The organism is Rugamonas rivuli, from assembly GCF_009380165.1.
In the GTDB taxonomy this organism is placed as follows: domain Bacteria; phylum Pseudomonadota; class Gammaproteobacteria; order Burkholderiales; family Burkholderiaceae_D; genus Rugamonas; species Rugamonas rivuli.
Map to the genome: position 1 here is coordinate 1 of NZ_WHUF01000003.1, position 22,454 is coordinate 22,454.

24 protein-coding genes and 1 rRNA gene are annotated in these 22,454 nt (G+C 61.8%); 14 read left to right on the plus strand and 11 right to left on the minus strand.

Annotated features, from left to right (window positions below; genetic code table 11):
• Positions 1-96: ribosomal RNA gene (locus tag GEV01_RS10400) — 16S ribosomal RNA — on the minus strand; the annotation flags it as partial.
• A 480-nt stretch (positions 97-576) separates the two neighbouring features.
• Between GEV01_RS10400 and GEV01_RS10405 the strand changes: the two genes are divergently transcribed.
• The 4 genes from GEV01_RS10405 to GEV01_RS10420 all read left to right on the plus strand — a co-directional run bounded on the left by GEV01_RS10405 (position 577) and on the right by GEV01_RS10420 (position 4,788).
• Positions 577-1,119, plus strand: a complete 543-nt coding sequence (locus tag GEV01_RS10405) for a PEP-CTERM sorting domain-containing protein (RefSeq protein ID WP_152804080.1) — start codon at positions 577-579, stop codon at positions 1,117-1,119.
• Positions 1,120-1,349: 230 nt separating this feature from the next.
• Positions 1,350-2,684 carry a sensor histidine kinase gene (locus GEV01_RS10410; protein WP_152804082.1) on the plus strand — a complete coding sequence of 445 codons (1,335 nt, stop codon included), beginning with the start codon at positions 1,350-1,352 and terminating at the stop codon, positions 2,682-2,684.
• 73 nt (positions 2,685-2,757) lie between these two features.
• Positions 2,758-3,519, plus strand: coding sequence for a LytR/AlgR family response regulator transcription factor (locus GEV01_RS10415; protein ID WP_070270238.1), 762 nt, complete (start codon positions 2,758-2,760; stop codon positions 3,517-3,519).
• 99 nt (positions 3,520-3,618) lie between these two features.
• Positions 3,619-4,788, plus strand: coding sequence for a sensor histidine kinase (locus GEV01_RS10420; protein ID WP_152804084.1), 1,170 nt, complete (start codon positions 3,619-3,621; stop codon positions 4,786-4,788).
• Here the strand turns inward: GEV01_RS10420 and GEV01_RS10425 are convergent.
• From GEV01_RS10425 to GEV01_RS10435, 3 genes are all read right to left on the minus strand, one after another.
• Positions 4,785-5,852 carry a porin gene (locus tag GEV01_RS10425; protein WP_152805583.1) on the minus strand — a complete coding sequence of 356 codons (1,068 nt, stop codon included), beginning with the start codon at positions 5,850-5,852 and terminating at the stop codon, positions 4,785-4,787. The genes GEV01_RS10420 and GEV01_RS10425 overlap by 4 nt on opposite strands.
• Before the next feature lie 188 nt (positions 5,853-6,040).
• Complete coding sequence (locus tag GEV01_RS10430; protein WP_152804085.1) at positions 6,041-6,694, minus strand: class I SAM-dependent methyltransferase; 654 nt, start codon at positions 6,692-6,694, stop codon at positions 6,041-6,043.
• A gap of 15 nt (positions 6,695-6,709) precedes the next feature.
• The gene (locus GEV01_RS10435) at positions 6,710-7,651 is read right to left on the minus strand and encodes a CysB family HTH-type transcriptional regulator (RefSeq protein WP_008446531.1); all 942 of its coding nucleotides are present in this window, start codon (positions 7,649-7,651) and stop codon (positions 6,710-6,712) included.
• Positions 7,652-7,804: 153 nt separating this feature from the next.
• On the opposite strand from GEV01_RS10435, the gene GEV01_RS10440 reads away from it, so the two are divergent.
• Genes GEV01_RS10440 through GEV01_RS10475 form a run of 8 tightly spaced genes read left to right on the plus strand, consistent with a single transcriptional unit; the run spans position 7,805 to position 15,415 of the window.
• Entirely contained in the window at positions 7,805-9,502 is a 1,698-nt protein-coding gene (locus tag GEV01_RS10440) for a nitrite/sulfite reductase (protein WP_152804087.1), read from the plus strand.
• Positions 9,495-10,088 carry a DUF934 domain-containing protein gene (locus tag GEV01_RS10445; RefSeq protein WP_152804089.1) on the plus strand — a complete coding sequence of 198 codons (594 nt, stop codon included), beginning with the start codon at positions 9,495-9,497 and terminating at the stop codon, positions 10,086-10,088. Before GEV01_RS10440 ends, GEV01_RS10445 begins: the two co-directional genes overlap by 8 nt.
• 11 nt (positions 10,089-10,099) lie before the next feature.
• Positions 10,100-10,819, plus strand: a complete 720-nt coding sequence (locus GEV01_RS10450) for a phosphoadenylyl-sulfate reductase (protein ID WP_152804091.1) — start codon at positions 10,100-10,102, stop codon at positions 10,817-10,819.
• A gap of 32 nt (positions 10,820-10,851) precedes the next feature.
• Positions 10,852-11,784 carry a sulfate adenylyltransferase subunit CysD gene (gene cysD / locus GEV01_RS10455; protein WP_008446524.1) on the plus strand — a complete coding sequence of 311 codons (933 nt, stop codon included), beginning with the start codon at positions 10,852-10,854 and terminating at the stop codon, positions 11,782-11,784.
• Positions 11,784-13,091 (plus strand): sulfate adenylyltransferase subunit 1, encoded by a 1,308-nt coding sequence (locus tag GEV01_RS10460; protein ID WP_152804093.1) that lies wholly within the window; start codon positions 11,784-11,786, stop codon positions 13,089-13,091. The genes cysD and GEV01_RS10460 overlap by 1 nt, the downstream gene beginning before the upstream one ends.
• A 12-nt stretch (positions 13,092-13,103) precedes the next feature.
• The gene (cobA, locus tag GEV01_RS10465; protein WP_152804095.1) at positions 13,104-13,865 is read left to right on the plus strand and encodes a uroporphyrinogen-III C-methyltransferase; all 762 of its coding nucleotides are present in this window, start codon (positions 13,104-13,106) and stop codon (positions 13,863-13,865) included.
• A gap of 39 nt (positions 13,866-13,904) precedes the next feature.
• The gene (locus tag GEV01_RS10470; protein ID WP_152804097.1) at positions 13,905-14,642 is read left to right on the plus strand and encodes a hypothetical protein; all 738 of its coding nucleotides are present in this window, start codon (positions 13,905-13,907) and stop codon (positions 14,640-14,642) included.
• Positions 14,642-15,415: a glutaminyl-peptide cyclotransferase gene (locus GEV01_RS10475; RefSeq protein ID WP_328595485.1), complete on the plus strand. Its 774-nt coding sequence runs from the start codon at positions 14,642-14,644 to the stop codon at positions 15,413-15,415. Before GEV01_RS10470 ends, GEV01_RS10475 begins: the two co-directional genes overlap by 1 nt.
• Here GEV01_RS10475 and GEV01_RS10480 read toward each other — a convergent pair.
• On the minus strand, positions 15,393-16,259 hold the full coding sequence (locus GEV01_RS10480) for a LysR family transcriptional regulator (protein WP_152804099.1): 867 nt from the start codon (positions 16,257-16,259) through the stop codon (positions 15,393-15,395). The two genes, GEV01_RS10475 and GEV01_RS10480, sit on opposite strands and share 23 nt — an antisense overlap.
• 94 nt (positions 16,260-16,353) lie before the next feature.
• Here GEV01_RS10480 and GEV01_RS10485 point away from each other — a divergent pair, with 94 nt between their 5' ends.
• Positions 16,354-16,851: a lipocalin-like domain-containing protein gene (locus GEV01_RS10485; RefSeq protein ID WP_152804102.1), complete on the plus strand. Its 498-nt coding sequence runs from the start codon at positions 16,354-16,356 to the stop codon at positions 16,849-16,851.
• On the opposite strand, the gene GEV01_RS10490 is transcribed toward GEV01_RS10485, so the two are convergent.
• The 3 genes from GEV01_RS10490 to lptF are packed head-to-tail and all read right to left on the minus strand — an operon-like array spanning position 16,828 to position 19,492.
• Positions 16,828-17,217, minus strand: coding sequence for a sirohydrochlorin chelatase (locus tag GEV01_RS10490; protein ID WP_152804104.1), 390 nt, complete (start codon positions 17,215-17,217; stop codon positions 16,828-16,830). The genes GEV01_RS10485 and GEV01_RS10490 overlap by 24 nt on opposite strands.
• Positions 17,218-17,219: 2 nt before the next feature.
• The gene (gene lptG / locus GEV01_RS10495; protein WP_152804106.1) at positions 17,220-18,389 is read right to left on the minus strand and encodes an LPS export ABC transporter permease LptG; all 1,170 of its coding nucleotides are present in this window, start codon (positions 18,387-18,389) and stop codon (positions 17,220-17,222) included.
• Entirely contained in the window at positions 18,386-19,492 is a 1,107-nt protein-coding gene (gene lptF / locus GEV01_RS10500; protein WP_229214695.1) for an LPS export ABC transporter permease LptF, read from the minus strand. The genes lptG and lptF overlap by 4 nt, the downstream gene beginning before the upstream one ends.
• A 131-nt stretch (positions 19,493-19,623) precedes the next feature.
• Between lptF and GEV01_RS10505 the strand changes: the two genes are divergently transcribed.
• Complete coding sequence (locus GEV01_RS10505) at positions 19,624-21,117, plus strand: leucyl aminopeptidase (protein ID WP_152804108.1); 1,494 nt, start codon at positions 19,624-19,626, stop codon at positions 21,115-21,117.
• A gap of 14 nt (positions 21,118-21,131) precedes the next feature.
• Here GEV01_RS10505 and GEV01_RS10510 read toward each other — a convergent pair whose 3' ends face one another.
• From GEV01_RS10510 to GEV01_RS10520, 3 genes are read right to left on the minus strand one after another with little or no spacing between them, the layout of a single operon-like run.
• Positions 21,132-21,596: a hypothetical protein gene (locus GEV01_RS10510; protein ID WP_152804110.1), complete on the minus strand. Its 465-nt coding sequence runs from the start codon at positions 21,594-21,596 to the stop codon at positions 21,132-21,134.
• A 60-nt stretch (positions 21,597-21,656) separates the two neighbouring features.
• Positions 21,657-21,845 carry a DUF1653 domain-containing protein gene (locus tag GEV01_RS10515; RefSeq protein ID WP_152804112.1) on the minus strand — a complete coding sequence of 63 codons (189 nt, stop codon included), beginning with the start codon at positions 21,843-21,845 and terminating at the stop codon, positions 21,657-21,659.
• A 6-nt stretch (positions 21,846-21,851) separates the two neighbouring features.
• Positions 21,852-22,259, minus strand: coding sequence for a hypothetical protein (locus GEV01_RS10520; protein ID WP_008446505.1), 408 nt, complete (start codon positions 22,257-22,259; stop codon positions 21,852-21,854).
• Positions 22,260-22,454 lie beyond the last annotated feature (195 nt).

The window sequence follows — 22,454 nt, forward strand, 5'->3', positions numbered from 1 at the left end:
CACTCGCCGCCAGGTTGCCCCGCGCTGCCGTTCGACTTGCATGTGTAAGGCATGCCGCCAGCGTTCAATCTGAGCCAGGATCAAACTCTTCAGTTTAATCTCTGTTTATTTGGCATTTCTGCCACCGTGATTGCTCACGGGTCGCTCACTCAAAATACTGACAGGCCACTACTTGCGTAGCGCCTATTTCAATTACTTTTTGTGAACATTTGATATTTTAAGTATCAGCAGGACTAGCCTGCTGTGCACTTTCATCAAACGTCCACACTTATCGACTGTTAATTTTTAAAGAACTTTATTCGGTACTGCTTGCTTGCTGCGGAGCGTTGTGTCCGTCAGCGAAGAAGAAAGAGTATGAAGCGTTTAGATCGTTTCGTCAACCCCTTCTTTTTCTCACCTAACTCAGCATTTACATGCGTCGTTCTGCGAGGGGGCGAATCATAACAAACAGAGACGAAATCCGCAAGTGCTGCGAGGTGCAGTAAATTTTGCAATAGTGACAATTAAATAGAATTGACAAACAAGCACTATTTATAATGTATTCATAATTCTCACAAACCACAACGGAACTGAACCATGTTAAAAAAAATACTCGCCATCGCCTTTGCAGCAGCAACTTGCGCATCGGCAACGGCAACTCCGGTCACCTATAACTTCAGCTACGTCGGCGCGGGGCTTAACGAGCCCTACTCCGGCCCCGACAGATGGATTAGCGATTATCGTATCGCCGGAAGTTTTAGTGGGGAAGACAAGGACCACAACGGTGTAATCAGCGAAACCGAAGTTAGTTCGCTCAAGATAGAAGGCACAGATATAGACAATACTGAATACATCCAGCAAAGCAATTGCCATTGCAGCATGGAACTGTTCTCCTTCAAGCTTAAAGAACAAAATTTATTTTTTGCCGCGAGCTATACCAGTTGGCGGGGTGTTTATTCACTGATTACCAATACTGCGGTTCACATCCCAACTGACCCACCTAATTATTCAACCTACTACTTTACCCCCGACACGATATATACGTTGACGGCCGTGCCAGAGCCATCGACTTACGCCATGATGGGCGCGGGCCTGCTGGGCCTCGCAATAGCTCAGCGTCGCCGCAAGAAATCCACGTAATCCCCGCATTTCGGCGCGTCGACATTCTGGCGACGCGCCCCTTCCCCTTTCTTTGCCTCCTATCCCTGTCTTTCTGCAGCCTGTCGCACGCCCTTGGCGTCCGCGCCGCCCATCCCTTACAGTTGCATCGTCCCAATAGCATTGTCATTCCGGGCAATATGGAAGCTCTCAACAGTTGATCGTTAAGCTACACTTGCCGCTTGCATGACAATACAGAACGAAAGCCTCACATGTTTCCGATGCCTAAAACGCAAGACACCCTGAAAACCGCCGGCGCCTGGCTGCACCGCGGCTTCGATGCGACCGCCACCTGGGTAACGCAGCTGTCGTGGTGGAAGTTCCTGGTGTTTGCCGTGTTGACGCTGATTGCCGGCTCCATCCTGCAAGACGAGCTGTTCTCGTCCAGCCCCGACGAAGAAGTCGTGATCAAGAACGACAAGCACTCGAAACGCAAGAACGGCGACACCAACATCCTGATCGACGACAGCGGCATCCATTTCAACCCGCGCGGCAAGATCCGCAACAAGGATGCCGACAAGAGCGATTCCTCCGATTCCAGCAGCGACGACAACAAGGGCGTTCCCGTCGCGCCGCCTGCCCCGCCGGCTGAACCGGCCCAACCGGCACAGCCCGCCGAACCGGCCGCCCCAGCCGGCAAACCCTCCAAGCCGTTCGCCGCATCCGTTCCCGCCCTGCCCACCCTGCCAGGCGAGGAAGTCCACATCGACCTGCCGCCGCAGATTGGCGAAGAGTTGTCGAACGCGATCGAGGAAGCCGTCGACGACGCCGCCGAGCAAAAAGTCACCCGCTACCACCGCCAAGCCTCGACCTGGTTCAAGAGCTTCGTCTCGCTGCTGGTGCTCGCCCTGTTCGGCACCAAGGCGCTGATGGGCGGCAAAAAACGCGCCGAAGCCGAAACCCTGACCGCCAACGCCGCCGTCGAGCGCGAATCCATGCAGCGCCAGCTCAGCGAAGCGAAGATGCAAATGATGCAGGCCCAAGTCGAGCCGCACTTCCTGTTCAACACCCTGGCTTCGGTCGAGCACCTGATCGAAACCGACCCGCCGCGCGCCTCCGCCATGCAGCGCAGCCTGATCAAATACCTGCGCGCAGTGCTGCCGCAAATGCGTGACAACGCCCTGATCACCAACCTGGGCCGCGAAGCCGACATGGTGGTGGCCTACCTGAACCTGCTGAAAATGCGCATGGAAGAACGCCTGACCGTGGACTTCGACATCCCCGACGGCCTGCGCACCGCCGCCTTCCCGCCGATGATGTTGCAATCGATGGTGGAAAACGCCATCAAGCACGGCCTCGAAGCCAAACCCGAGGGCGGCACGCTGAAAGTGCGCGCCGATGTCGCCCACAACAAGCTGCGCGTGATCGTCACCGACAACGGCCTCGGCTTCGGCGCCGTGCCCAGCGACGGCACCGGCCTGGGCCTGATGACCATCCGCGAGCGCCTGAAACTGCTGCACGGCGACCAGGGACAGCTGCTGATCGCCGCCAACAGTCCCAGCGGCGTCATCGCCACGATCGAAGTGCCGTACCAGCTGTCCAAATAAGATCGATTGATTATTACGGCGATTCGTTGAATAATTAATTGTTTAAATAATTAACATTGCAGAACACACCCACATGCCTACAGCAATCATTGCCGACGACGAACGTTTGATGCGCGACCAACTGCGCATGCGCCTGGGCCAGGTCTGGCCCGAGCTGGAGATCATTGGCGAAGCCAAGAATGGCGACGAAGCGATCGAACTGGTCGACCAGCTCAAGCCGGACTTCACCTTCCTCGACATCCGCATGCCCGGCAAGACCGGCATGGAAGCGGCCACGGTCATCGGCAACAAGAGCAACATCGTGTTCGTGACCGCCTACGACGCCTACGCGGTCGAAGCCTTCGAGCGCGGCGCGGTCGACTATGTGCTGAAACCGCCTGAGCAGGAACGCCTGCAGATCACCGTCGACCGCCTCAAGACCCGCATGAACAAGCCGGCCGCCGACGTCAACGCCAGCGTGACGGCGATGCTGTCGCAACTGGCGGAAAAGATCGCCACGCCGAAACCAGCCTACCTGCAATGGATACAGGCCAGCATCGGCCAGGACTTGCGCATGATCCCGGTCGAGGAAATCCTGTTCTTCCGCTCCGACGAAAAATACACCTGCGTGCAGACCGAGCGCTACGAAGCGCTGATCCGCAAACCGGTGCGCGACCTGGCGGAAGAGCTCGACCCCGCGCTGTTCTGGCAAATCCACCGCGCCACGCTGGTCAACGTCAACGCCATCGAAGGCGTGACACGCGACATCCGCGGCCGCCATCTGGTCATGATCAAGGGCAAGCCAGACAAGCTGGAAGTCAGCCGCAGCTTCTTGCACCTGTTCAAGCAGATGTAATTCCCGCAGACGCCGAGCGCGTCTGCGTCAAATCAATCCCCTGCCCTCCACTTGCTTTAGTGTGGACCCCACGCGGCCGCCGGCCGCATGGAGACGTGCATGGGTCGCACCCGATCATTGCTACTGCTTGCGGGCGCGGTCGCGCTGGCCAGCCGGCTGTCCTGGCGCATGGGCTGGCAATGCGCGCGCACGGCCGCCGCCCACAAGCGCAGCCGTGGCATCATCCAGCATGCCAGCGACGCCATCATCTCCACCGACGAGCGCCAGCACATCCTGCAGGCCAATCCCTCGGCCGCCGCCATGTTCGGCACCACCGTGCAGGCGATGGAAGGCTCGCCGCTGCACCGCTTCATTCCGCGCGACCAGCGCCAGAACAACGAACCCACGACCACCCGCTATTTCGGCGATACCGGCATCCGCCTGCGCATGAAGGGCCGCCGCGCCAGCGACTACGCGGTGACGGGGCTCAAGGCCGGCGGCCAGCACTTTCCGCTGGAGGGCTCGATCTCATCGCTGGCGGAAAACGGCCACCGCATCTACACCATCATCTTGCGCGACATCACCGAGCGCAAGCAGGTGCAGGAGCAGCTGGAGCAGTCGTACTCGCAACTGCGCGAGCTGTCGGCCGCGCTGCAAACGATACGGGAAGAAGAACGCAAGCACATCGCCCGCGAGTTGCACGACGACCTCGGCCAGCTGCTGGCGACGCTGCGGGTGGACCTGGCGCTGCTGCAACAGCAGCACAGCAACGACGCGGTGGCCCGCAAGCTGCAGGCCGGCATGGACGAGCTGCTGATGTCCGCAATCACGTCGCTGCGGCGCATCGCCAGCAATCTGCGGCCGCGCGCGCTCGATGAGGGCGGTTTGTATTTTGCGCTGGAGAGCTTGCGCCAGGAATTCGTCGCCCGCTACGGCATCGCCTGCACGCTGGACGCGAATGAAGAGGATTTGATACTCGATGACGCCTACAGCACAGCCATCTTCCGCATTGCGCAGGAAGCGCTGACCAACATCACCCGCCACGCCGAAGCACGCACGGTCATGCTGTCGCTGTACCGCACCGACTCACTGCTGCAAATCACGATACACGACGACGGCCGCGGCATCGCCGAAAAGGACATGGACAAAGCGTCGTCCTTCGGCCTGATCGGGATGCGCGAACGCGTCTGGGCACTGCATGGCGACATTTCCATCGTCAGCGACGGCGGCACCCGGATCATGATCCGGCTGCCGCTGCCCCCTCAGGAAAACCCCACCGATCCTGCTTAGAAGGCGTGACGGATGCCGACGTTGAAGGCCTTGTCGCCGCTACCAGCTTCGTTGTTGTTACCAACGGTGTAGCCGGCGCCGTTCTTGTTCTTGATCTTGGCGTAGGCGACATACATGCCGGTACGCTTCGACAGCGAGTGCAGGTAGCCCAGGGCCCACTGATCAGCGTCTTGGTTGTTGACGGTCTTGTCGTTCTTGCGGATGTACGAAGCCATGATGGTGCCGCTAGGAGCGACTGGCACTTGCACGCCGATCAGCAGGTCGTTGCTGTCAACACTGGCTTTTGGCGCCACGGCGTAACCGTAGGCGTTGGCCACTGGCAGGGCTGCGCTGTTCACGCCTTTGTCTGCGCCGTAGGCGAAGTAGGCTTTGACAACCTGGAAGTCGTAGTTGATCGCGAACAGGGTGTTGCGGCCGCTGTCTTGCAGCTTGGCTGGGGTGGCGCCGGAAGCGGCGGTGTCGTTGTTACGGTTGTTGTACACCAGACGCGCGTTCAGCGGGCCGTTGGCGTAGTTCAGGCCGAAGCCGAACTGACGGCCGGCGGTCGAGCTGCCAGCCTGCTCGCCCAGCGAGTACAGACCTTCGGCGCTGAAGCCTTCAACGCTAGGCGACGCGTAGACCAGGGCGTTGCTGGTGCGGGTGTTGGCGCCAGCAGCTGGGAACAAGTTCTTGATGCTGCCTGCGTAGCCGGCGCCGAATGGGTCGGCGACTTGGCTCATGGCGTTGTACAGCATGGTGTATTGACGACCGATGGTCAGGGTGCCGGCTTCCTTGCTTTTCAGGCCGACGAACGATTGACGGTTGAACAGGGCGCTGTTGGCGTTGTCCAGCGAGCCATCGTCCACTTTCAGGCCGGTTTCCAGGGTGAAGATGGCCGACAGACCGCCGCCCAGATCTTCCGTACCACGGAAGCCCAGACGCGACTGGCCGCCGATACCGCTGGTGACTTTGGTCACGCTGCCAGCAGCGCCGCCGCGCTCGCCGACCAGGCCGGCATCGACCAGGCCATAGATCGTGACATTCGATTGCGCTTGTGCTTGGGCTGCGAAACCGCCGATGATCATTGCTACCAGAGTAAGTTTTTTCACTTGATGTTCTCTACTGAAGGTTGAAAGAAGTAACTGCATGTAATGAATCTACGGGGCGAATCATGCCTATCAATTACTTCAACAATGTGACAACGACCATTTGTTGTAATTCAACATCAACAAAAAAAAAGCCGCTAAAAGCGGCTTTTCGAGGCATAACAGGCTTATTTCAAGCGGCAGCTCAGCAGGTAGTAATACTCCATGCGCTCGATGCGCACCTGGCGCGCGGACGTCGCGAAGCGCTTGCGCAGCGTGCTGTCGGTCAGGTAATTCTTCATCACTTCGTAACGCTGGCCGTCGTCGGCCGTCAGGATCTGGAAGGTGTTGCCTTCCAGGTCGGTGCGGGCGAAGACCATGCTGTTGCCATCGACATAAGTTTCATCGAGCAAGACCAGCAGCACGTCCTTGCCCAGCTTGCTGCGCAGCGTCTTCAGGTATTTTTCCTGGTCTTCACGCTTGACGTGGGCCCACAGGCCGGCCGCGAATACGGCGGTGTACTTGCCTTCCAGGCCGTCCGGCAGGTTGAAGGCGTCCATCACGCCGAAGCTGACGACATCCTCGTCCAGGCCACGGGTTTCGGCCAGCGCGATCATTTCCGGCAGCAGGTCGGTGGCGTGCACCGATTCCGCCACTTCGGCGATCAGGTCGGTCCAGTATGCGGTGCCGCAGGCCAGTTCCAGCACCTTGTGGCCCTGGAACAGCTCGGCAACCATTTCCTGCAGGTCATCCAGATCGTCGAAGCGCTCTTCCTGCGCGTAGACCTGGTCATAGTTATCGGCGTTGACGGCATAAAATTGTGCCAACTGGTTGGTAATCATGTCTTACTTTCTAATTTACAGTTCGTAGTGCTCTTTTTCACCGCTCATGGCTTGCTCGATCAACTTGCGGTTGAGCGTAGGCGCCAGCAGTTCAATAAAGGTGTAGATATAGCTGCGCAGATAAGCCCCCTGCTTGACCGCCACCCGCGACACATTCATGCCGAACAGGTGGCCCACGGGGATGGCGCGCAGGTTCTTGTCGCGCTCGGCGTCGAAGGCCATGCCCGCTATGATACCAATCCCCATGCCCAACTCCACATAAGTCTTGATCACATCGGCGTCGATGGCTTCCAGCAGCACGTCCAGCTTCAGCCCGCGCAGGGAGAAGGCATGGTCGATCTTGCTGCGGCCGGCAAAGGCGCCATCGTAAGTGATAATCGGGAAAGCGGCAATTTCTTCCAGCGTCACCTGCTTGGATTTAAGCAAAGGATGGTCCGGCGCCACCACCACCACGTGCTCCCATTGATAGCAAGGCAATGTTATCAACCCAGTCACACCGGCGATGGACTCGGTGGCGATCGCCAGGTCGGCCTGGTCGCGCTGGACCATTTCGGCGATCTGCTGCGGATTTCCTTGCAACAAAGACAAGCGCACCTTGGGGAACTTCAGCATGAAGGCTTGCACCACTTTCGGCAGCGTGTAGCGCGCCTGCGTGTGTGTGGTGGCGATGGTAAAACTGCCGCTGTCCTGGGCCGCATATTCCTTGCCGATGCGCTTCAGGCTGTCGATCTCCTGCATAATTAACTCCACCGATTCCAGCACCAGCCGCCCCGGTTCGGTCAGGCCGCGGATGCGCTTGCCGTGCCGGGTGAAGATATCGACGCCCAACTCCTCCTCCAGCTCGATAATCGCCTTGGACACGCCCGGCTGCGACGTAAACAGCGCCTTGGCGGCATCGGTCAGGTTGTAGTTCTGGCGTACAGCTTCGCGCACGAAGCGCAGTTGGTGAAGGTTCATTGCAGGTCCAGGCCCATCATAAATTATTAACGTGCATGCTTATACCCAATACGTATATAAGCAAATAAAGACTAAGTCGTATGGAATAAAGACGAAGTTTATTACTATTAGCGCTAGTTTGGGGGTTCTAGCAAGCGACTATCTAGGAAGAATATGTATCAATACGACCAATATGACCATCTTATCGTGCGTGAACGCATCGCCCAGTACCGCGATCAGGTGCGCCGCCGCCTGTCCGATGAGCTGACCGAAGCCGAATTCCTGCCGCTGCGCCTGCAAAACGGCCTGTACATGCAGCGTCACGCCTACATGCTGCGCATCGCCGTGCCATACGGCCTGCTGGCGTCCAGGCAAATGCGCATGTTTGCGCAGATCGCCCGCAAGTACGACCGCGGCTACGGCCACTTCACCACCCGCCAGAACATCCAGTTCAACTGGATCGAGCTGGAACAGACCCCGGACATCCTGAGCGACCTGGCCTCGGTGGAAATGCACGCCATCCAGACCTCGGGCAACTGCATCCGCAACACCACCTCCGATCCGTACGCCGGCGTGGCCGCCGACGAGATCATCGATCCGCGTCCGTACGCCGAGGTGCTGCGCCAGTGGTCCACCTTCCACCCTGAATTCATCGCCCTGCCGCGCAAATTCAAGGTCGCCATCAACGGCGCCGTCGAAGACCGCGCCGCCATCGCCGTGCACGACATCGGCCTGACCGTGGTGCGCAACGACGCCGGCGAGATCGGCTTCAAGTTCATGGCCGGCGGCGGCATGGGCCGCACCCCTATCCTGGGCAGCGTGATCCGCGACTTCCTGCCATGGCAGCACCTGCTGACCTACACCGAAGCCGTGATGCGCGTGTATAACCAGTACGGCCGCCGCGACAACAAGTACAAGGCCCGCATCAAGATCCTGCTGAAGGCCATCGGCGTCGAGGAATTCACGCGCCAGGTCGAAGCCGAATGGACCGATCTCAAAGACGGCCCGGAAACGCTGACCGTCGAAGAGATGCAGCGCGTGATCGACTACTTCCAGCCGCCCGCATATAAACAGCTGGACGACAGCGACGTCGCTGCTCTTCCTGGCGCAAGCGCCAACAAGGCCTTCGCCAACTGGGTCAACCGCAACGTCAAGCCGCACAAGCAGCCTGGCTACGCCGCCGTGGTGCTGTCGCTGAAGAAGACCGGCGTGCCGCCGGGCGACGCCACCGCCGAACAGATGGACTTCATGGCCGACCTGGCCGACCGCTACAGCTTCGGCGAACTGCGCGTCACGCACGAGCAGAACATCGTGCTTGCCGACGTCGAACAGTCGCAGTTGTACACGCTGTGGGAACAGGTCAAGGCCAAGGGCCTGGCCACGCCGAACATCGGCCTGCTGACCGACATGATCTGCTGCCCAGGCGGCGACTTCTGCTCGCTGGCCAACGCCAAATCGCTGCCGATCGCCGCCGCCATCGCGGAGCGCTTCGACAACATCGACTTCCAGCACGACATCGGCGAGATCGAACTGAATATCTCCGGCTGCATCAACGCCTGCGGCCACCACCACGTCGGCAGCATCGGCGTGCTGGGCGTCGACAAGGACGGCAGCGAATGGTACCAGGTGTCGATCGGCGGCTCGCAGGGCAACAACGCCGCCATCGGCAAGATCATCGGACCATCGTTCTCCGCGCTGCAAATGCCGGAAGTGATCGGCCGCCTGCTGCAGGTCTATGTGCGCGATCGCTACGAAGACGAATCGTTCGCCGACTGTGCGCAGCGCCTCGGCATCGCGCCGTTCAAGGAATTTGTGTACGCCACGCCGATCGCCGAAGCCGGTCGCCTGGTTGGAGAGGATGAATATGTCTGAAGTTAAAAAACTGATCATCAAAGGCCGTGTAGTCGTCGAAGACAGCTGGCACGTGCTGCGCGCGCCGGAAGCGGCCGACGGCGGCGTCGCCCCTGAAGCCGACGCCATCGCCGCCCTGCCCGTCCCTGCAGGCAAAGTGATCGTGCCGGTCGCCGTCTGGAACGCCCAACGCGAATCGCTGCTGGCGCGCGCCGAAGCCGGCGAGATCGGCGTCTGGATCGCCAGCGACGAACGCCCGGAAGCACTGAAGGACGACCTGTCGAAGTTCGCCGTGATCGCCGTCGACTTCCCTAAATTTACCGATGGCCGTGGCTACTCGATCGCCTACAACCTGCGCACCCGCCTGGGCTGGACCGGCGAACTGCGCGCCATCGGCGACGTGCTGCGCGACCAGCTGTTCTCGATGCAGCGCGTCGGCTTCGATGCCTACGCCACGCGTCCCGACCGCAGCATCCACGATGCGCTCAAAGGCCTGTCCGATTTCTCGGAGACTTACCAGGCGTCGGTAGACCAGAAAGTGCCGCTGTTCCGCCGCCATGCGCGCAACGTCGGCGTTAAAGACGGCGATGCCGGCTACGGCATCTGAACGGAGCGACCATGAGTGACCTGAGCAAGCTGATTGCGGACACCAGCGCCACGCTGAACCGCATCGCCAGCGAACATAGCCCGGCGGTCTTCGCCTCCAGTCTGGCGGCCGAAGACATGGTGCTGACCGATTTGATCCTGAAGTCCAAGCTGAATATCGGCATATTCTCGCTGGAGACCGGCCGCCTGCATCCCGAAACGCTGGCCATGCTGGACCGCGTGAAGGAGCACTACGACGGCTACGAGATCGCCCTGTACAAGCCGGAGGCGGAAGCGATCGACGCCTACGTCGCGCAGAATGGCCTGAACGCCTTCTACGACAGCGTCGAGATGCGCCGCGAATGCTGCCGCATCCGCAAGGTGGAGCCGCTGGGCCGCGCCCTGGCCGGCAACAAGGCATGGGTCACGGGCCAGCGCCGCGCGCAGTCGGCCACCCGCACCTCGCTGATGGTGGAGGAAGACGATCCGGCGCACTTCATGACCAAGTTTAATCCACTGGCCGACTGGTCGGAAGAAGACATCTGGAACTACATCCGCGACAACGGCGTGCCGTACAACGCGCTGCACGACCAGGGTTATCCATCGATAGGCTGCGCACCATGCACGCGCGCCATCGAGCCGGGTGAAGACGTCCGCGCCGGCCGCTGGTGGTGGGAGAATCCGGAGTCGAAGGAATGCGGCCTGCACATGGTCGACGGCAAACTGATACGCATTAAATCCGTGGCGGCGTAAGCACGCCACACCAAAAGAATAGGCATAGTCCCATGAACGCTATAGTTGAAAACCACGCCGCGCACGTCAATGCGCGCCACCTCGACGCCCTGGAATCGGAAGCGATCCACATCATGCGCGAAGTGGCGGCCGAGTGCAGCAACCCTGCCCTGCTGTTCTCGGGCGGTAAAGACTCGGTGGTCCTGCTGCGCATCGCGGAGAAGGCTTTCCGCCCCGGCAAATTCCCGTTCCCGCTGGTGCACGTCGATACCGGCCATAACTTCGCCGAAGTGATCACCTTCCGCGACAAGCGCGTGGCCGAACTGGGCGAACGCCTGATCGTCGGCTCGGTCGAAGAGTCGATCAAAAAAGGCACGGTGCGACTGCGTAATCCTCTGACCGATTCGCGCAACGCCGCGCAGGCGGTCACGCTGCTGGAGACTATCGCCGAACATGGCTTCGACGCCTGCATCGGCGGCGCACGCCGCGATGAAGAGAAGGCCCGCGCCAAGGAGCGCATCTTCTCCTTCCGCGACGAATTCGGCCAGTGGGATCCAAAGTCGCAGCGCCCGGAACTGTGGGACTTGTATAACACCCGCGTTCATCCGGGCGAAAACATGCGCGTGTTCCCGATCTCGAACTGGACCGAACTCGATGTGTGGCAGTACATCGCCCGCGAAAAGCTGGAACTGCCGCCGATCTACTTCGCCCACGAGCGCCAGGTCATTCCGCGCAACGGCCTGCTGGTACCGCTGACCGATCTGACGCCGGCCCGCGAAGGCGAGACCGTCGAAACGCAAGTGGTGCGCTTCCGCACCGTCGGCGACATCTCCTGCACCTGCCCGGTGTCGTCGGATGCGGCCACGGTGGAACAGATCATCGCCGAAACCGCAGTCACGCAGATCACCGAACGCGGCGCCACCCGGATGGACGATCAGACCTCCGAAGCCTCGATGGAAAAACGTAAGAAAGCAGGATACTTCTGATGAACGCACTGAATGAAAACCTGACCGAGCGCGGACTGCTGCGCTTCATCACCGCCGGTTCCGTCGACGACGGCAAGTCCACCCTGATCGGCCGCCTGCTGTTCGACAGCAAAGGCATCTTCGCCGACCAGCTGGACGCCATGTCGCGCTCCAAGCACAAGCGCACCGTCGGCGACGCCGTCGACCTGTCGCTGCTGACCGACGGCCTGGAAGCCGAACGCGAACAAGGCATCACCATCGACGTGGCCTACCGCTACTTCGCCACGCCGAAGCGCAAGTTCATCATCGCCGACACGCCGGGCCACGAGCAGTACACCCGCAACATGGTGACGGGCGCCTCGACCGCCGATGCCGTCATCATCCTGATCGACGTCTCGAAGGTGAAGCTGCATGACGACGGCACTGTCGACCTGCTGATCCAGACCAAGCGCCACTCGACCATCGCCCACCTGCTGCAGATCGAGCACGTGGTGGTCGCGGTCAACAAGATGGACCTGGTGAACTACGACCAGGCGATCTACGACCGCATCGTCAAAGCCTACCGCGAGTTCGCCGAGACGCTGGGCCTGAAGGACATCACGCCGATTCCGCTGTCCGCCCTGACCGGCGACAACGTCGTCGACGCCAGCGAGAAACTGAGCTGGTACAAGGGCCCGACGCTGATCGAGCTGCTGGAATCGCTGTCGGTGTACGACGAATCGCACAACGCGCCGTTCCGCTTCCCGGTGCAGCTGGTGGCGCGCCACAACGGCCACGAAGCCAACGACTTCCGCGGCTACATGGGCCGCATCGAAGCGGGCAAGGTATCGGTCGGCGACAAGCTGGTGGTGCAGCCGTCCGGCCAGACCGCGACGGTCAAGGACATCGTCACGCTGGAAGGCTCGCATCAATCGGCGGTGGTCGGCCAATCGGTCACGCTGCTGTTGAACGAGTACCTGGACATCTCGCGCGGCGACCTGCTGGCCGGCGCCGACCAGCCTGCGACGCTGCTCAAGCAGCTGAAGGCCGATGTATGCTGGATGTCCGACGAGCCGCTGGACCAGCGCCGCAAATACTGGATCAAGCACGGCACCAAGCAGACCTCGGCCAAGATCACCGGCATCGAGTCGCTGTTGGACATCAACACCCAGCAGCGCCACAGCGCCGAAGGCTTGAAGCTGAACGACATCGCCCGCATCGGCCTGACCGTGCAGCAGCCGCTGGCGGCCGACGCCTACGCCGACATCCGCGCGACCGGCGCCTTCATCCTGATCGACGAAGTCACGCACCAGACCGTCGCAGCGGGCATGATCCGCCTCGGCGAGTAAGAGGGAACAGCGATGCCGGCTCTCGGAAAAGTCTACCTGATCGGCGCCGGTCCCGGCGCCCAGGACTTGATCACCCTGCGCGGCGCGCGCCTGCTGGCGCAAGCCGATGTGGTGCTGCACGACGCGCTGGTGACGGCCGAGATGCTGGAGCTGTGCCCTCAAGCGGAGAAAATCCTGGTCGGCAAACGCTACGGCCAGCTGTCGACCGCGCAGCAGTTCATCAACAAGCAGATGGTCGACAACGCGAAGAAGTTCCCGCTGGTGGTACGCCTCAAAGGCGGCGATCCGATGTTGTTCGGCCGCGCCGACGAAGAACTGCGCGCGCTGGAAGAAGCCGGCGTCGAGGTCGAAGTCGTCCCCGGCATCACCACCGCGCTGGCCGCAGCCGCCGCCAGCAAGCAGCCGTTGACCAAGCGCGGCGTGGCGCGCAGCGTCGCCTTCTTCACCTCATCCACCGCGCCCGAGCACTCGGCCCACGACGCCATGCCGGACACCGACACGCTGGTGCAGTACATGGGTGGCCGCGAAGCCATCGCCACCGCCGAACGCCTGCTGGCGCAGGGCCGTCATCCGGACACCCCGGTGGTCGTCATCGAAAACTGCAGCCGGCCGGACCAGCATATCCGCCGCATGACCGTCGCCGCGCTGGCGCAAGGCCTGGGCGCGGCCCACGGCCCGGTGCTGGTGATGCTGGGCGACGCCATGCAAGCCCGCCCCCACCAGGCCAGCGACGAGACGCCACTCCCTTCAGCAGTACAGCAACTGCGCGCCTGATCCGTAATAGAATGTCCATTCATACCAAACGAGGTAGCAATGGACACTGTACAAGAAGTGCTGGAACGCGCATGGACCGCCCACTCGGCGGGCGGTTTCGATAACGCGCTCAAGGACTACATCTGGCTGTTCGACGCCAGCGCCGCCGATGAGGAAACCGCGCCGCTGCGCCTGTCCTATGTGCTGAGCGCCTGGGCCAAGCTTGCGGAAGAATACCTGCCGGCCCGCCATGCGCTGGTCGAAGTGCGTGACCGCGACAGCAAACGCCTGCTGGCGGACGCCGATGGCGAGACCGCCACCGCCCTGTTCAACGACATCCGCGCCATCAACGACAAGCTGGGCGACCTGCAGAACACCTATCACCTGTTCCAGCAGCTGCCCGAAGCGCTGGCGCAGCAGTGCGCCCGCTCGGCGCTGCCCTCGCTGATGGCCTGCGGCGACTACGCGCTGGCCCGCCAGCATCTGCCGCAGCCGTTGCAGCATCTGGCGCAGGCTGCGGCAGCGCTCAACGAACGCCGCACCGGCATGAACGTGCTGACCACCGCCGGCGTGGCCGATCTGCTGGCCGAGGTGTACAACTACATCGTCGAACTGGCGCTGGTACTGGACTTGCTGGACGGCTGCGGCGATACTGCTGCGGCGGAAGCGGCGCGCGAGCAGGCGGTAACGCTGGTGCAGTCGCCGGAAGCGCGCGCCTGCGTGCAGGCGGAACTCGACGCCCCCGGCACAACGCTGGACGCCATGATCGAACTGCAAAACTCTTCAGCGACCGAATAGTGAAAACGAACTACGCCCAAGCCCTCCTTCTCCTCGCACTGCTGCCGGTGGCCGCCTATGCTCCCGCAGCCATTCCGACCTACGATTTCAAGGTCGTCCGCGCCTACCCACACGACCCGCAGGCCTTCACCGAAGGGCTGCTGTACCGCGACGGCTTCCTGTACGAGAGCACCGGCCTGAATGGCAAATCGTCGATCCGCAAGGTGGAGCTGGAGACCGGTAAGGTCGTCAAGAGCAAGGACATCCCGCCGCAGTACTTCGGCGAAGGCCTGACGGCATGGCAGGACACGCTGGTCGGCCTGACCTGGCAGACCCACACCGGCTTCGTGTTCGACCTCGCCACCTTCGAGATGCGCAGCCAGTTCGCCTACCCCGGCGAAGGCTGGGGCCTGGCGCAGAACGGCAAGGAGCTGGTCATGAGCGACGGCACGGCCAATCTGCGCTTCCTCGATCCCAAGACCTTCCTCGAAGTGCGCCGCGTGAAGGTGACAGCGGACGGCATCCCGGTCGACCAGGTCAACGAGCTGGAAGTGGTGGGCGACGAAATCTTCGCCAACCTGTGGCACACCAACACCATCGCCCGCATCGATCCGGCCAACGGCAAGATCACCGGCTGGATCGACCTGGGCAAACTGTATCCCGACGCCGGCAAGGGGCCGAACGGCGAGAACGTCATGAACGGCATCGCCTGGGACGCCGAGAAAAAGCGCCTGTTCGTGACCGGCAAGCTGTGGCCCAAGCTCTACGAAATCAAGATCGTCCCGCGGAAGTAAACAGCGCAATCAGCTCATCGGCCACCGCGCGCACCGGCGCGGCACGCCGCACATCCTCGTGCATGACGATCCACAGCTTGCGCTTGACCGGGCAAGCCGGCGTGTCGATGGGGGCCAGTCCGCCGCGCCGCAGGTCGAACAGGTACTCCGGCAGCACGGCAACACCGCAGCCGCCCAGCGCCGCCTGGTACAAGGCGCCCAGGTCATTGGAGCGCAGGCAGTAGCGGCGCCCGTCGCGCACCTTCTCCAGCCATTGCTGCTGCGGCGTCTCCTGCATCAGCTCATCGTAGCCGACAAACTCCCACTGCTCCGGCGCGCGCGCCGCCAGGTAGTCAGGGCTGGCATACAGGCCGTAGGCGATCGTCGTCAGCGCCCGCACCGCCAGCCCCGGCGCGTCGGGGCGCTTGAAGCGCAACGCGATATCCGACTCGCGCCGCATCAGGTCCGTCTCGCGCGCCTCGCCGCGCAGATCCAGCTCGATGCCGGGTAGCCGGAACAACGCGGCCTTCAGGCGCGGCGCCAGCAGATAGGCCGACAACGCGGGCGGCGCCGACACCCTCACCTTGCCGCTCAGCGCAGCGCTGCCGCTGGCCGCCCGCATCAGGCCATGCAGGTTCTCTTCCATCTTGCGCGCATGCGGCACCAGCGCCTTGCCGGCCGCCGTCAGCGACCAGCCTTTCGGAAAGCGGTCGAACAACTTCACTGCCAGCGCCGCCTCCAGCGCATCGATGCGCCGCGCCACGGTGGTGTGTTCGACCCCGGCCGCCCGCGCCGCGCCGCTCAGCGTGCCGGCATCGTGCAGGGCCAGGAAGTATCGGAGGTGATCCCAGTCTGGTTGGTTCATTGTGCAATTATGCACATATCTCGGGCGAATTTCGCTAATTTCGTTCAGGACGGTTTGGCGCTATCGTGGCTCCATCGCCATCACGGAGAACGCCATGAAACTGCTGAACCGATTATTCTGCCTCGTCATGTGGGTGCCCGCCACGCAAGCGGCCGGCGCCCCCGCCACACCGGACTTTCCGCTGGCCGGCACCTGGACGCTGGTCGCCGCCGACCAGCTGCTACCGGACGGCACGCGCATCCACGACTACGGCGAAGCCCCCGCCGGCCTGATGATGATCGACAAACAAGGCCGCTACAGCGTGCAAATCTACCGCACCGGGCGTCCGCACTTTGCCGGCGGCGACAAGAAGAGCGGCACGCCGGCGGAGTTCGAGGCCGCCGTCTTCGGGTCGAGCACGCACTTCGGCACCCTCGCCATCGACAGCGAGGCGCGCACGCTGACCTTCAGCATCGCCAGCGCGGCTTTTTCAAACTGGGAGGGCACGCAGCAGAAGCGCGCATATGAGTTGAACGGGGATGAACTGAGCTACCGCGTGCCGGCCAGGCCGGACGGGCATATTCCGCTGTCAGTCTGGCGCCGCGTGCGCTGACAGCGAGGCCACGCAGTAGTCGGACAACGCATTGAGCACGGCCGCGTTCTCGCCGGCCGCTTCGACCACCGCGATCGACGTTTGCGGATGGTCGATGCGCAGTTGCTCAACCATCAGCGGCAGGTCGCGCAGCACGTGGCCGCCCTGCCCCAGGAACACCGGCACCACGGTGATGTGCGCGACGCCGTCGGCCACCAGTTCGGCCGCCAGCTCGGGCAGGCTTGGCGTCATCAACTCCAGGAAGGCCAGCGATACGCGCACGTCCGGCATGCGCGCCTGCGTCAGCTCGCGCAACCGTTCGAACGGCGCCGCCCACGATGCGGCGCGCGCACCGTGTGCGAATAAGACCAATGCGTGCTTACTCATGACTAATGCCTCTCCACCCACCACAGGGCCCCCAACGCCAGCGCCAGGAACAGCATGCTGGGCGCGAGCGCCGTGACGAATGCAGGGAAGGCGCTCAGCATGCCCAGATGCGAGAACAGCGAGTTCACCAACTGGAAGCTCACACCGATCATGATACCAACAAAGATCTTCAGACTCACGCCGCCGCTGCGGGTGTGCAGGTAGCCGAACGGCAGCGCCAGCGCCATCAGCACGAAGATCGCCAGCGGGTCGAACAGCTTCTTCCAGAACGCGATCTTGAAGCGCTCGGTCTCCTGCTTGTTCTCCTGCAGGTGGCGGGTGTAGACGGCCAGCTCGTTGGCCGACATGCGCTCGGGGTCGGAACCTGCCACCGACAGGATCTTCGGCGTCACCTCGGACAGCAGGTCCTTGCTGGCGCTGTGGCGGGTTTCGATCAGGCTGGAATCCTGGGCGAAGTTGTTGGCCAGGTTGGCCTCGCTGCCCGGTTTCAGCAGCGCCGGATTGGTGAAGATATTCTCCGTCACATCCGACAGCTGCCAGTTGTTGTCGCCCTTGAAGGTGCCGGTCTTGGCCAGCGTGATCGAGCGCAGGCGGAAGCTGGTGTCGAATTCGTACAGTTTGACGTCGAGCAGCGTGCCGTCAGGGCCGACCTGGCGCGCATTAAAGAAGCGCGTGCCGGTGACGGTGCCGCGCATGCCGTCGGACTTGACGATATCCTTGGTCCACAGGCCGGAGCGGAACTCCGACGAGATCGCGGCGCCACGGGCGCTCAGCTTGATCTTCTCGGCCAGCGGTGCGGTGCGCGGCGCCACCAGTTCGCCGAAGATGAAGGTGATCACCACCAGCACCAGGCCGACCCTGGCCAGCATCCCTGCGACCATGCCGGTCGACATGCTGGCCGCGCGCATGATGGTGAACTCGGACGTGGCCGCAAACTGCGCCATCGTGTAGATGGTGCCGATCAGCGCCGCCAGCGGCATCACCTCGTACACGTGGGCCGGCAGGCGCACCAGCACATACAGGAATGCATACTGGATGGTGTAGCCGTTCTGGCCGACCGACGGCAGCTCGCCCGTCAAGTCCATGAAGGCCTGCAGCGCCAATAAAGCGACCAGCAGGAATGCCACCGCCTGCAGAATGGTGACGGCGAAATAGCGTTGCAGGATCTTCATGGCGATACGGCTTTCTTGTCAGCGGCGCGCGAGCGCTTCAGCGCCGCCAGCAACGCCAGCGGATGGTAACGATGGTTCAGGTTCAAGCGCCAGGCGAACAACCCGAACACCAGCAGCGCCACGACCAGGTGCAGCGGCCACCACGACAGCGCGAACATCGATTTGCCCTGCTTGACGTTGGCCTCCACCAGCTTGACCAGATTGCTGTAGCTGAAGAAAATCAGGAGCGAGATAATCAGGTTGGCCGAACTGCCGGCGCGCGGATTGACGAAGCCCAGCGGAATCGCCAGCAATATCAGCAGCAGGCAGGTGACGGGCGACGAGATCCGCCACAACAGCTCCGCGCGGCCGACCGGCGTGGTGTCGTACAGCAGATCCATGATAGGCACGGCGGCGATATTGCGTTCCGCCTCCAGGTCCTGGTTATGGTTGGTCACGCGCATGCTGTAGCTTTCGAACTCCATGGTCTGGAAGTCCGACTGGCCCGGCATGCCCTGGTAGCGGCGGCCGTTCTTCAGCACCAGATAGCGCTCGCCTTTGGGGCCGGTACTGACCACGCCTTCGCGCGCGACGATGACGGCGGTGCCGTGTTCATCGACCGTGTTGACGAACACGTTCTGCACCACCGAGGTCTTGCCCTCCACGCCTTCGACGAAGAAGATGCGGTTGGCCGACGTCGATTCCTTGAACTGGCCCGGCGAGACCTTCTGCAAATCCTCGCGCTTCTGGAAGCGCTCCACGTATTCCAGGCTTTTCAGCTTGGCCCATGGCGTGGCGACAAAGCTCAGGCCCGCCGTCACCAGAATCAGGGGCAGGCCGAACACCAGCACCGGCGCGATCCAGCGGGTCAGACTCAGGCCGGAAGCGAACCACACCACCATCTCGGAATCGCGATAGGTACGGGTGACGACCATCAGCACTGAAATAAAGCTGGTGAGGATCACAATAGTTGGCAGATAATTCAAGGCTGCGAAGGCGATCAGCGCGACGACATCGCCGGAGGCGACCTTGCCGCCGGCGGCCATGCCAAGAACCGTAATCAGGGTCCAGGTAACGCAGATGCTGAACAGCACAGTGAAGGTGGCCCCGGCGGTACTTGCCATTTCACGTCGTAGGGCGCGTTGAAAGATCATTCGAAAGTTATAATTCGGTAGTTAAGGGCCTCACAGGGCCACAAGTTTAAATAACAGCCTGATAAACAGGCTGGCAATTCGTACACGACACGGAGAATCAAATGGACTTTAGCATAAAAGCATTCGACACAAAAAACACCATCGCATCGGCCAAGGCCGGCGTTGTCGCCGTCGCGGTCTTTGAGAACAAGAAGCTGTCGCAAGCCGCCAAGGCGTTGGACGGCTCCGGTGAAATCACGGCTGCGCTGAAGTCCGGCGACATTTCCGGCAAGGCCGGCACCACCCTGCTGCTGCGCGGCGTGAAAGGCGCGAGCGCCGACCGCGTGCTGCTGGTCGGCCTGGGTAGCGACGATGCCGTCAGCGAGAAGAGCTTCGCCAGCGGCGTGTCCGCAGCGCTGAAGGCATTCTCCTCGCTGGGTACGAGCGACGCTATTATCGCACTGCCGATGGCTGAAGTGAAAGAGCGCGACCTCAATTGGGCGATCCGCTGTGTGGTGCAAAGCGCGCACGAAAGCGTGTTCCGCACCGACGGCCAGAAGAGCAAGAAGGACCCTGCGCCGACCGGCGTGAAGAAAATCGCGCTGGCCGTGCCGAACACCGCCGCCACCAAGCTGGCGCTGGCCCAGGCCGTGGCAATCGCCAACGGCATGGACCTGACCAAGGAACTGGGCAACCTGTCGGCCAACGTCTGCACCCCGACCTACCTGGCCAACACCGCCAAGAAGCTGGGCAAGGACTACAAGTTCGACATCGAAGTACTGGACCGCAAGCAGCTGGAAGCGCTGAAGATGAACAGCTTCCTGTCCGTGACCAACGGCAGCGAGCAGCCGCCGAAGTTCATCATCCTCAAGCACATGGGCGGCAAGCCTAAGGATGCGCCGGTGGTGCTGGTCGGTAAAGGCATCACCTTCGACACCGGCGGCATTTCGCTGAAGGCCGGTCCTGGCATGGACGAAATGAAGTACGACATGGGCGGCGCCGCTTCGGTACTGGGCACCTTCCGCGCCATCGGCGAGATGAACCTGAAGCTGAACGTGATCGGCGTGATCGCCGCTTGCGAGAACATGCCTTCCGGCCGCGCCACCAAGCCGGGCGACATCGTCACCTCGATGAACGGCCTGACCATCGAGATCCTGAACACCGACGCCGAAGGCCGCCTGGTGCTGTGCGATGCGCTGGCCTACGCCGAGCGCTTCAACCCGGCCGCCGTGATCGACATCGCCACGCTGACCGGCGCCTGCATCGTCGCCCTGGGCCACCACAAGAGCGGCCTGTTCACGCGCGACGACGAAGTGCACAACAAGCTGGCCGACGAGATCATGGCAGCGGGCAAAGCCGCCGGCGACACCGCATGGCGCCTGCCGATCGGCGAGGAATACAACGAGCAGCTGAAGTCCAACTTCGCCGACCTGGCCAACATCGGCACCCCTGGCGGCGCATCGTGCACGGCGGCGGCGTTCCTGGAGAACTTCACCCGCAAGTACACCTGGGCCCACCTGGACATCGCCGGCACCGCATGGAAATCGGGCGGCGCAAAAGGCGCGACCGGCCGTCCGGTACCGCTGCTGTCGAACTTCCTGATTAATCGTGCATAAACGCACGCCGAAGATCAGTACAAGGTAACACCCGCAGCCGGCGGCGGCAGCGCATCGCGCTCCACCGCCGGATGCATCACCACCGTCAGCGTGGCTGGATAGTCATAGCCCGCGCCCGTATTCTTGTCGATGAAATAGCCGACACCCGCCGTCAGCGCCAGATTCCCCCACAGATTGCCATCCACCTTGGAGTCGACCTTCTCGTAGGCCCAACCCGCGCCCTCCTTGCGGCAGTCGATGCGCAACGGCCCCGCGCTCTTGCGCAGCGTGACACGTTCCGGCGTGGTGACGAACCATTTGCCGACGTCGTTGTACAGCACGCAGCCGACGCCCGCGATCTCGCGATGATCGAGCACGGTTTGCACCAGCACGTTTTGTTGGGTGGATTCTGTCAGGGAGGCGCAGCCGGCGATCAATGCCGGCAACGCCGCAGCAGCGAATGCGAATTTACACGCAGCTGCAACGGGGCGGAAATACATGGTCTGCCTCAGGGTTAGTGGGTCAGACCAGTGTAGCAGCCCGGGGGCTATTCCATATGCTCAATCAAGCGGCGTAAAGCGTTGCACTTTTACGCCATCGACTTCGATAATTTCAAAAAAAACGTCTTTCGGCCGGGCCCAGATGGACCCGTTGGCGGCGCGATAAACGATCATGGTGCTGAGATCGGATTCCAGGGTGGCCTCGCATACCAGCTCGTAGAGCCCCCCTTTGTAGTGCTTGAAGCGCATACCGGGTCAGGCGTTATGCCGTACCGGTTCGGCAGCCACAGCGCGCTCTTCCGCCTGCTCCTGCTGCTTCTTCTTCAAGCCCTGCACCACTTTCAGGATGTCGTCCATGCCGCGTTCGCCACCCAGGGTGGAGAATGCATCCAGCACTTCGTTCAGCACCTGGTTGCGCACGGCAGCCTCGTCGGAGTTGATGACCGGCGGGCGTTGAACGGCAGCCTTGGCCTTTTCCAGCGCGGCGGCTTCCTTTTGCGCGGCGGTCTTGCGGCCGCCCGGCGTTTTGCCGTGCTCTAACGCTGCCTGCCAGATAACCCAGCGGCGTTGCGTTTCAAAAACCAGATACTCTTCTGGTTTGTCTTCCCGGCGTCGGACGATGTGACCGTCTTTTTGCGCCCACGTCTCAAATGCAGCTCGCATTTTCATTCCTTTGTAAATGCGCTACGCGCAATTCACTGTTAAAACCACAAGTAATTTCCGTATAGTACCATTTATTGTTAAGTCACAACATAAAAATGTACCCGGTACCCTGCTATTTTTGATTGCCCCACGGAAACACAAGTTTTCCACTTAATTTGTATCAGTATATTTCTCTTTTGCTTATTTTGTCTTTAT

Bases quoted from the DNA above. Each gene is read 5' to 3' on its own strand.
- GEV01_RS10480 (WP_152804099.1), bottom strand. From the start codon at position 16,259: ATGAACCAACCAGACTGGGATCACCTCCGATACTTCCTGGCCCTGCAC.
- GEV01_RS10470 (WP_152804097.1), top strand. From the start codon at position 13,905: ATGGACACTGTACAAGAAGTGCTGGAACGCGCATGGACCGCCCACTCG.
- GEV01_RS10420 (WP_152804084.1), top strand. From the start codon at position 3,619: ATGGGTCGCACCCGATCATTGCTACTGCTTGCGGGCGCGGTCGCGCTG.
- GEV01_RS10425 (WP_152805583.1), bottom strand. From the start codon at position 5,852: ATGATCATCGGCGGTTTCGCAGCCCAAGCACAAGCGCAATCGAATGTC.
- GEV01_RS10490 (WP_152804104.1), bottom strand. From the start codon at position 17,217: ATGAGTAAGCACGCATTGGTCTTATTCGCACACGGTGCGCGCGCCGCA.
- GEV01_RS10435 (WP_008446531.1), bottom strand. From the start codon at position 7,651: ATGAACCTTCACCAACTGCGCTTCGTGCGCGAAGCTGTACGCCAGAAC.
- cobA (WP_152804095.1), top strand. From the start codon at position 13,104: ATGCCGGCTCTCGGAAAAGTCTACCTGATCGGCGCCGGTCCCGGCGCC.
- GEV01_RS10460 (WP_152804093.1), top strand. From the start codon at position 11,784: ATGAACGCACTGAATGAAAACCTGACCGAGCGCGGACTGCTGCGCTTC.
- lptF (WP_229214695.1), bottom strand. From the start codon at position 19,492: ATGGCAAGTACCGCCGGGGCCACCTTCACTGTGCTGTTCAGCATCTGC.
- GEV01_RS10510 (WP_152804110.1), bottom strand. From the start codon at position 21,596: ATGTATTTCCGCCCCGTTGCAGCTGCGTGTAAATTCGCATTCGCTGCT.
- GEV01_RS10485 (WP_152804102.1), top strand. From the start codon at position 16,354: ATGAAACTGCTGAACCGATTATTCTGCCTCGTCATGTGGGTGCCCGCC.
- GEV01_RS10440 (WP_152804087.1), top strand. From the start codon at position 7,805: ATGTATCAATACGACCAATATGACCATCTTATCGTGCGTGAACGCATC.
- GEV01_RS10445 (WP_152804089.1), top strand. From the start codon at position 9,495: ATGTCTGAAGTTAAAAAACTGATCATCAAAGGCCGTGTAGTCGTCGAA.
- GEV01_RS10450 (WP_152804091.1), top strand. From the start codon at position 10,100: ATGAGTGACCTGAGCAAGCTGATTGCGGACACCAGCGCCACGCTGAAC.
- cysD (WP_008446524.1), top strand. From the start codon at position 10,852: ATGAACGCTATAGTTGAAAACCACGCCGCGCACGTCAATGCGCGCCAC.
- GEV01_RS10430 (WP_152804085.1), bottom strand. From the start codon at position 6,694: ATGATTACCAACCAGTTGGCACAATTTTATGCCGTCAACGCCGATAAC.
- GEV01_RS10410 (WP_152804082.1), top strand. From the start codon at position 1,350: ATGTTTCCGATGCCTAAAACGCAAGACACCCTGAAAACCGCCGGCGCC.
- GEV01_RS10515 (WP_152804112.1), bottom strand. From the start codon at position 21,845: ATGCGCTTCAAGCACTACAAAGGGGGGCTCTACGAGCTGGTATGCGAG.
- GEV01_RS10405 (WP_152804080.1), top strand. From the start codon at position 577: ATGTTAAAAAAAATACTCGCCATCGCCTTTGCAGCAGCAACTTGCGCA.
- GEV01_RS10505 (WP_152804108.1), top strand. From the start codon at position 19,624: ATGGACTTTAGCATAAAAGCATTCGACACAAAAAACACCATCGCATCG.
- lptG (WP_152804106.1), bottom strand. From the start codon at position 18,389: ATGAAGATCCTGCAACGCTATTTCGCCGTCACCATTCTGCAGGCGGTG.
- GEV01_RS10520 (WP_008446505.1), bottom strand. From the start codon at position 22,259: ATGCGAGCTGCATTTGAGACGTGGGCGCAAAAAGACGGTCACATCGTC.
- GEV01_RS10415 (WP_070270238.1), top strand. From the start codon at position 2,758: ATGCCTACAGCAATCATTGCCGACGACGAACGTTTGATGCGCGACCAA.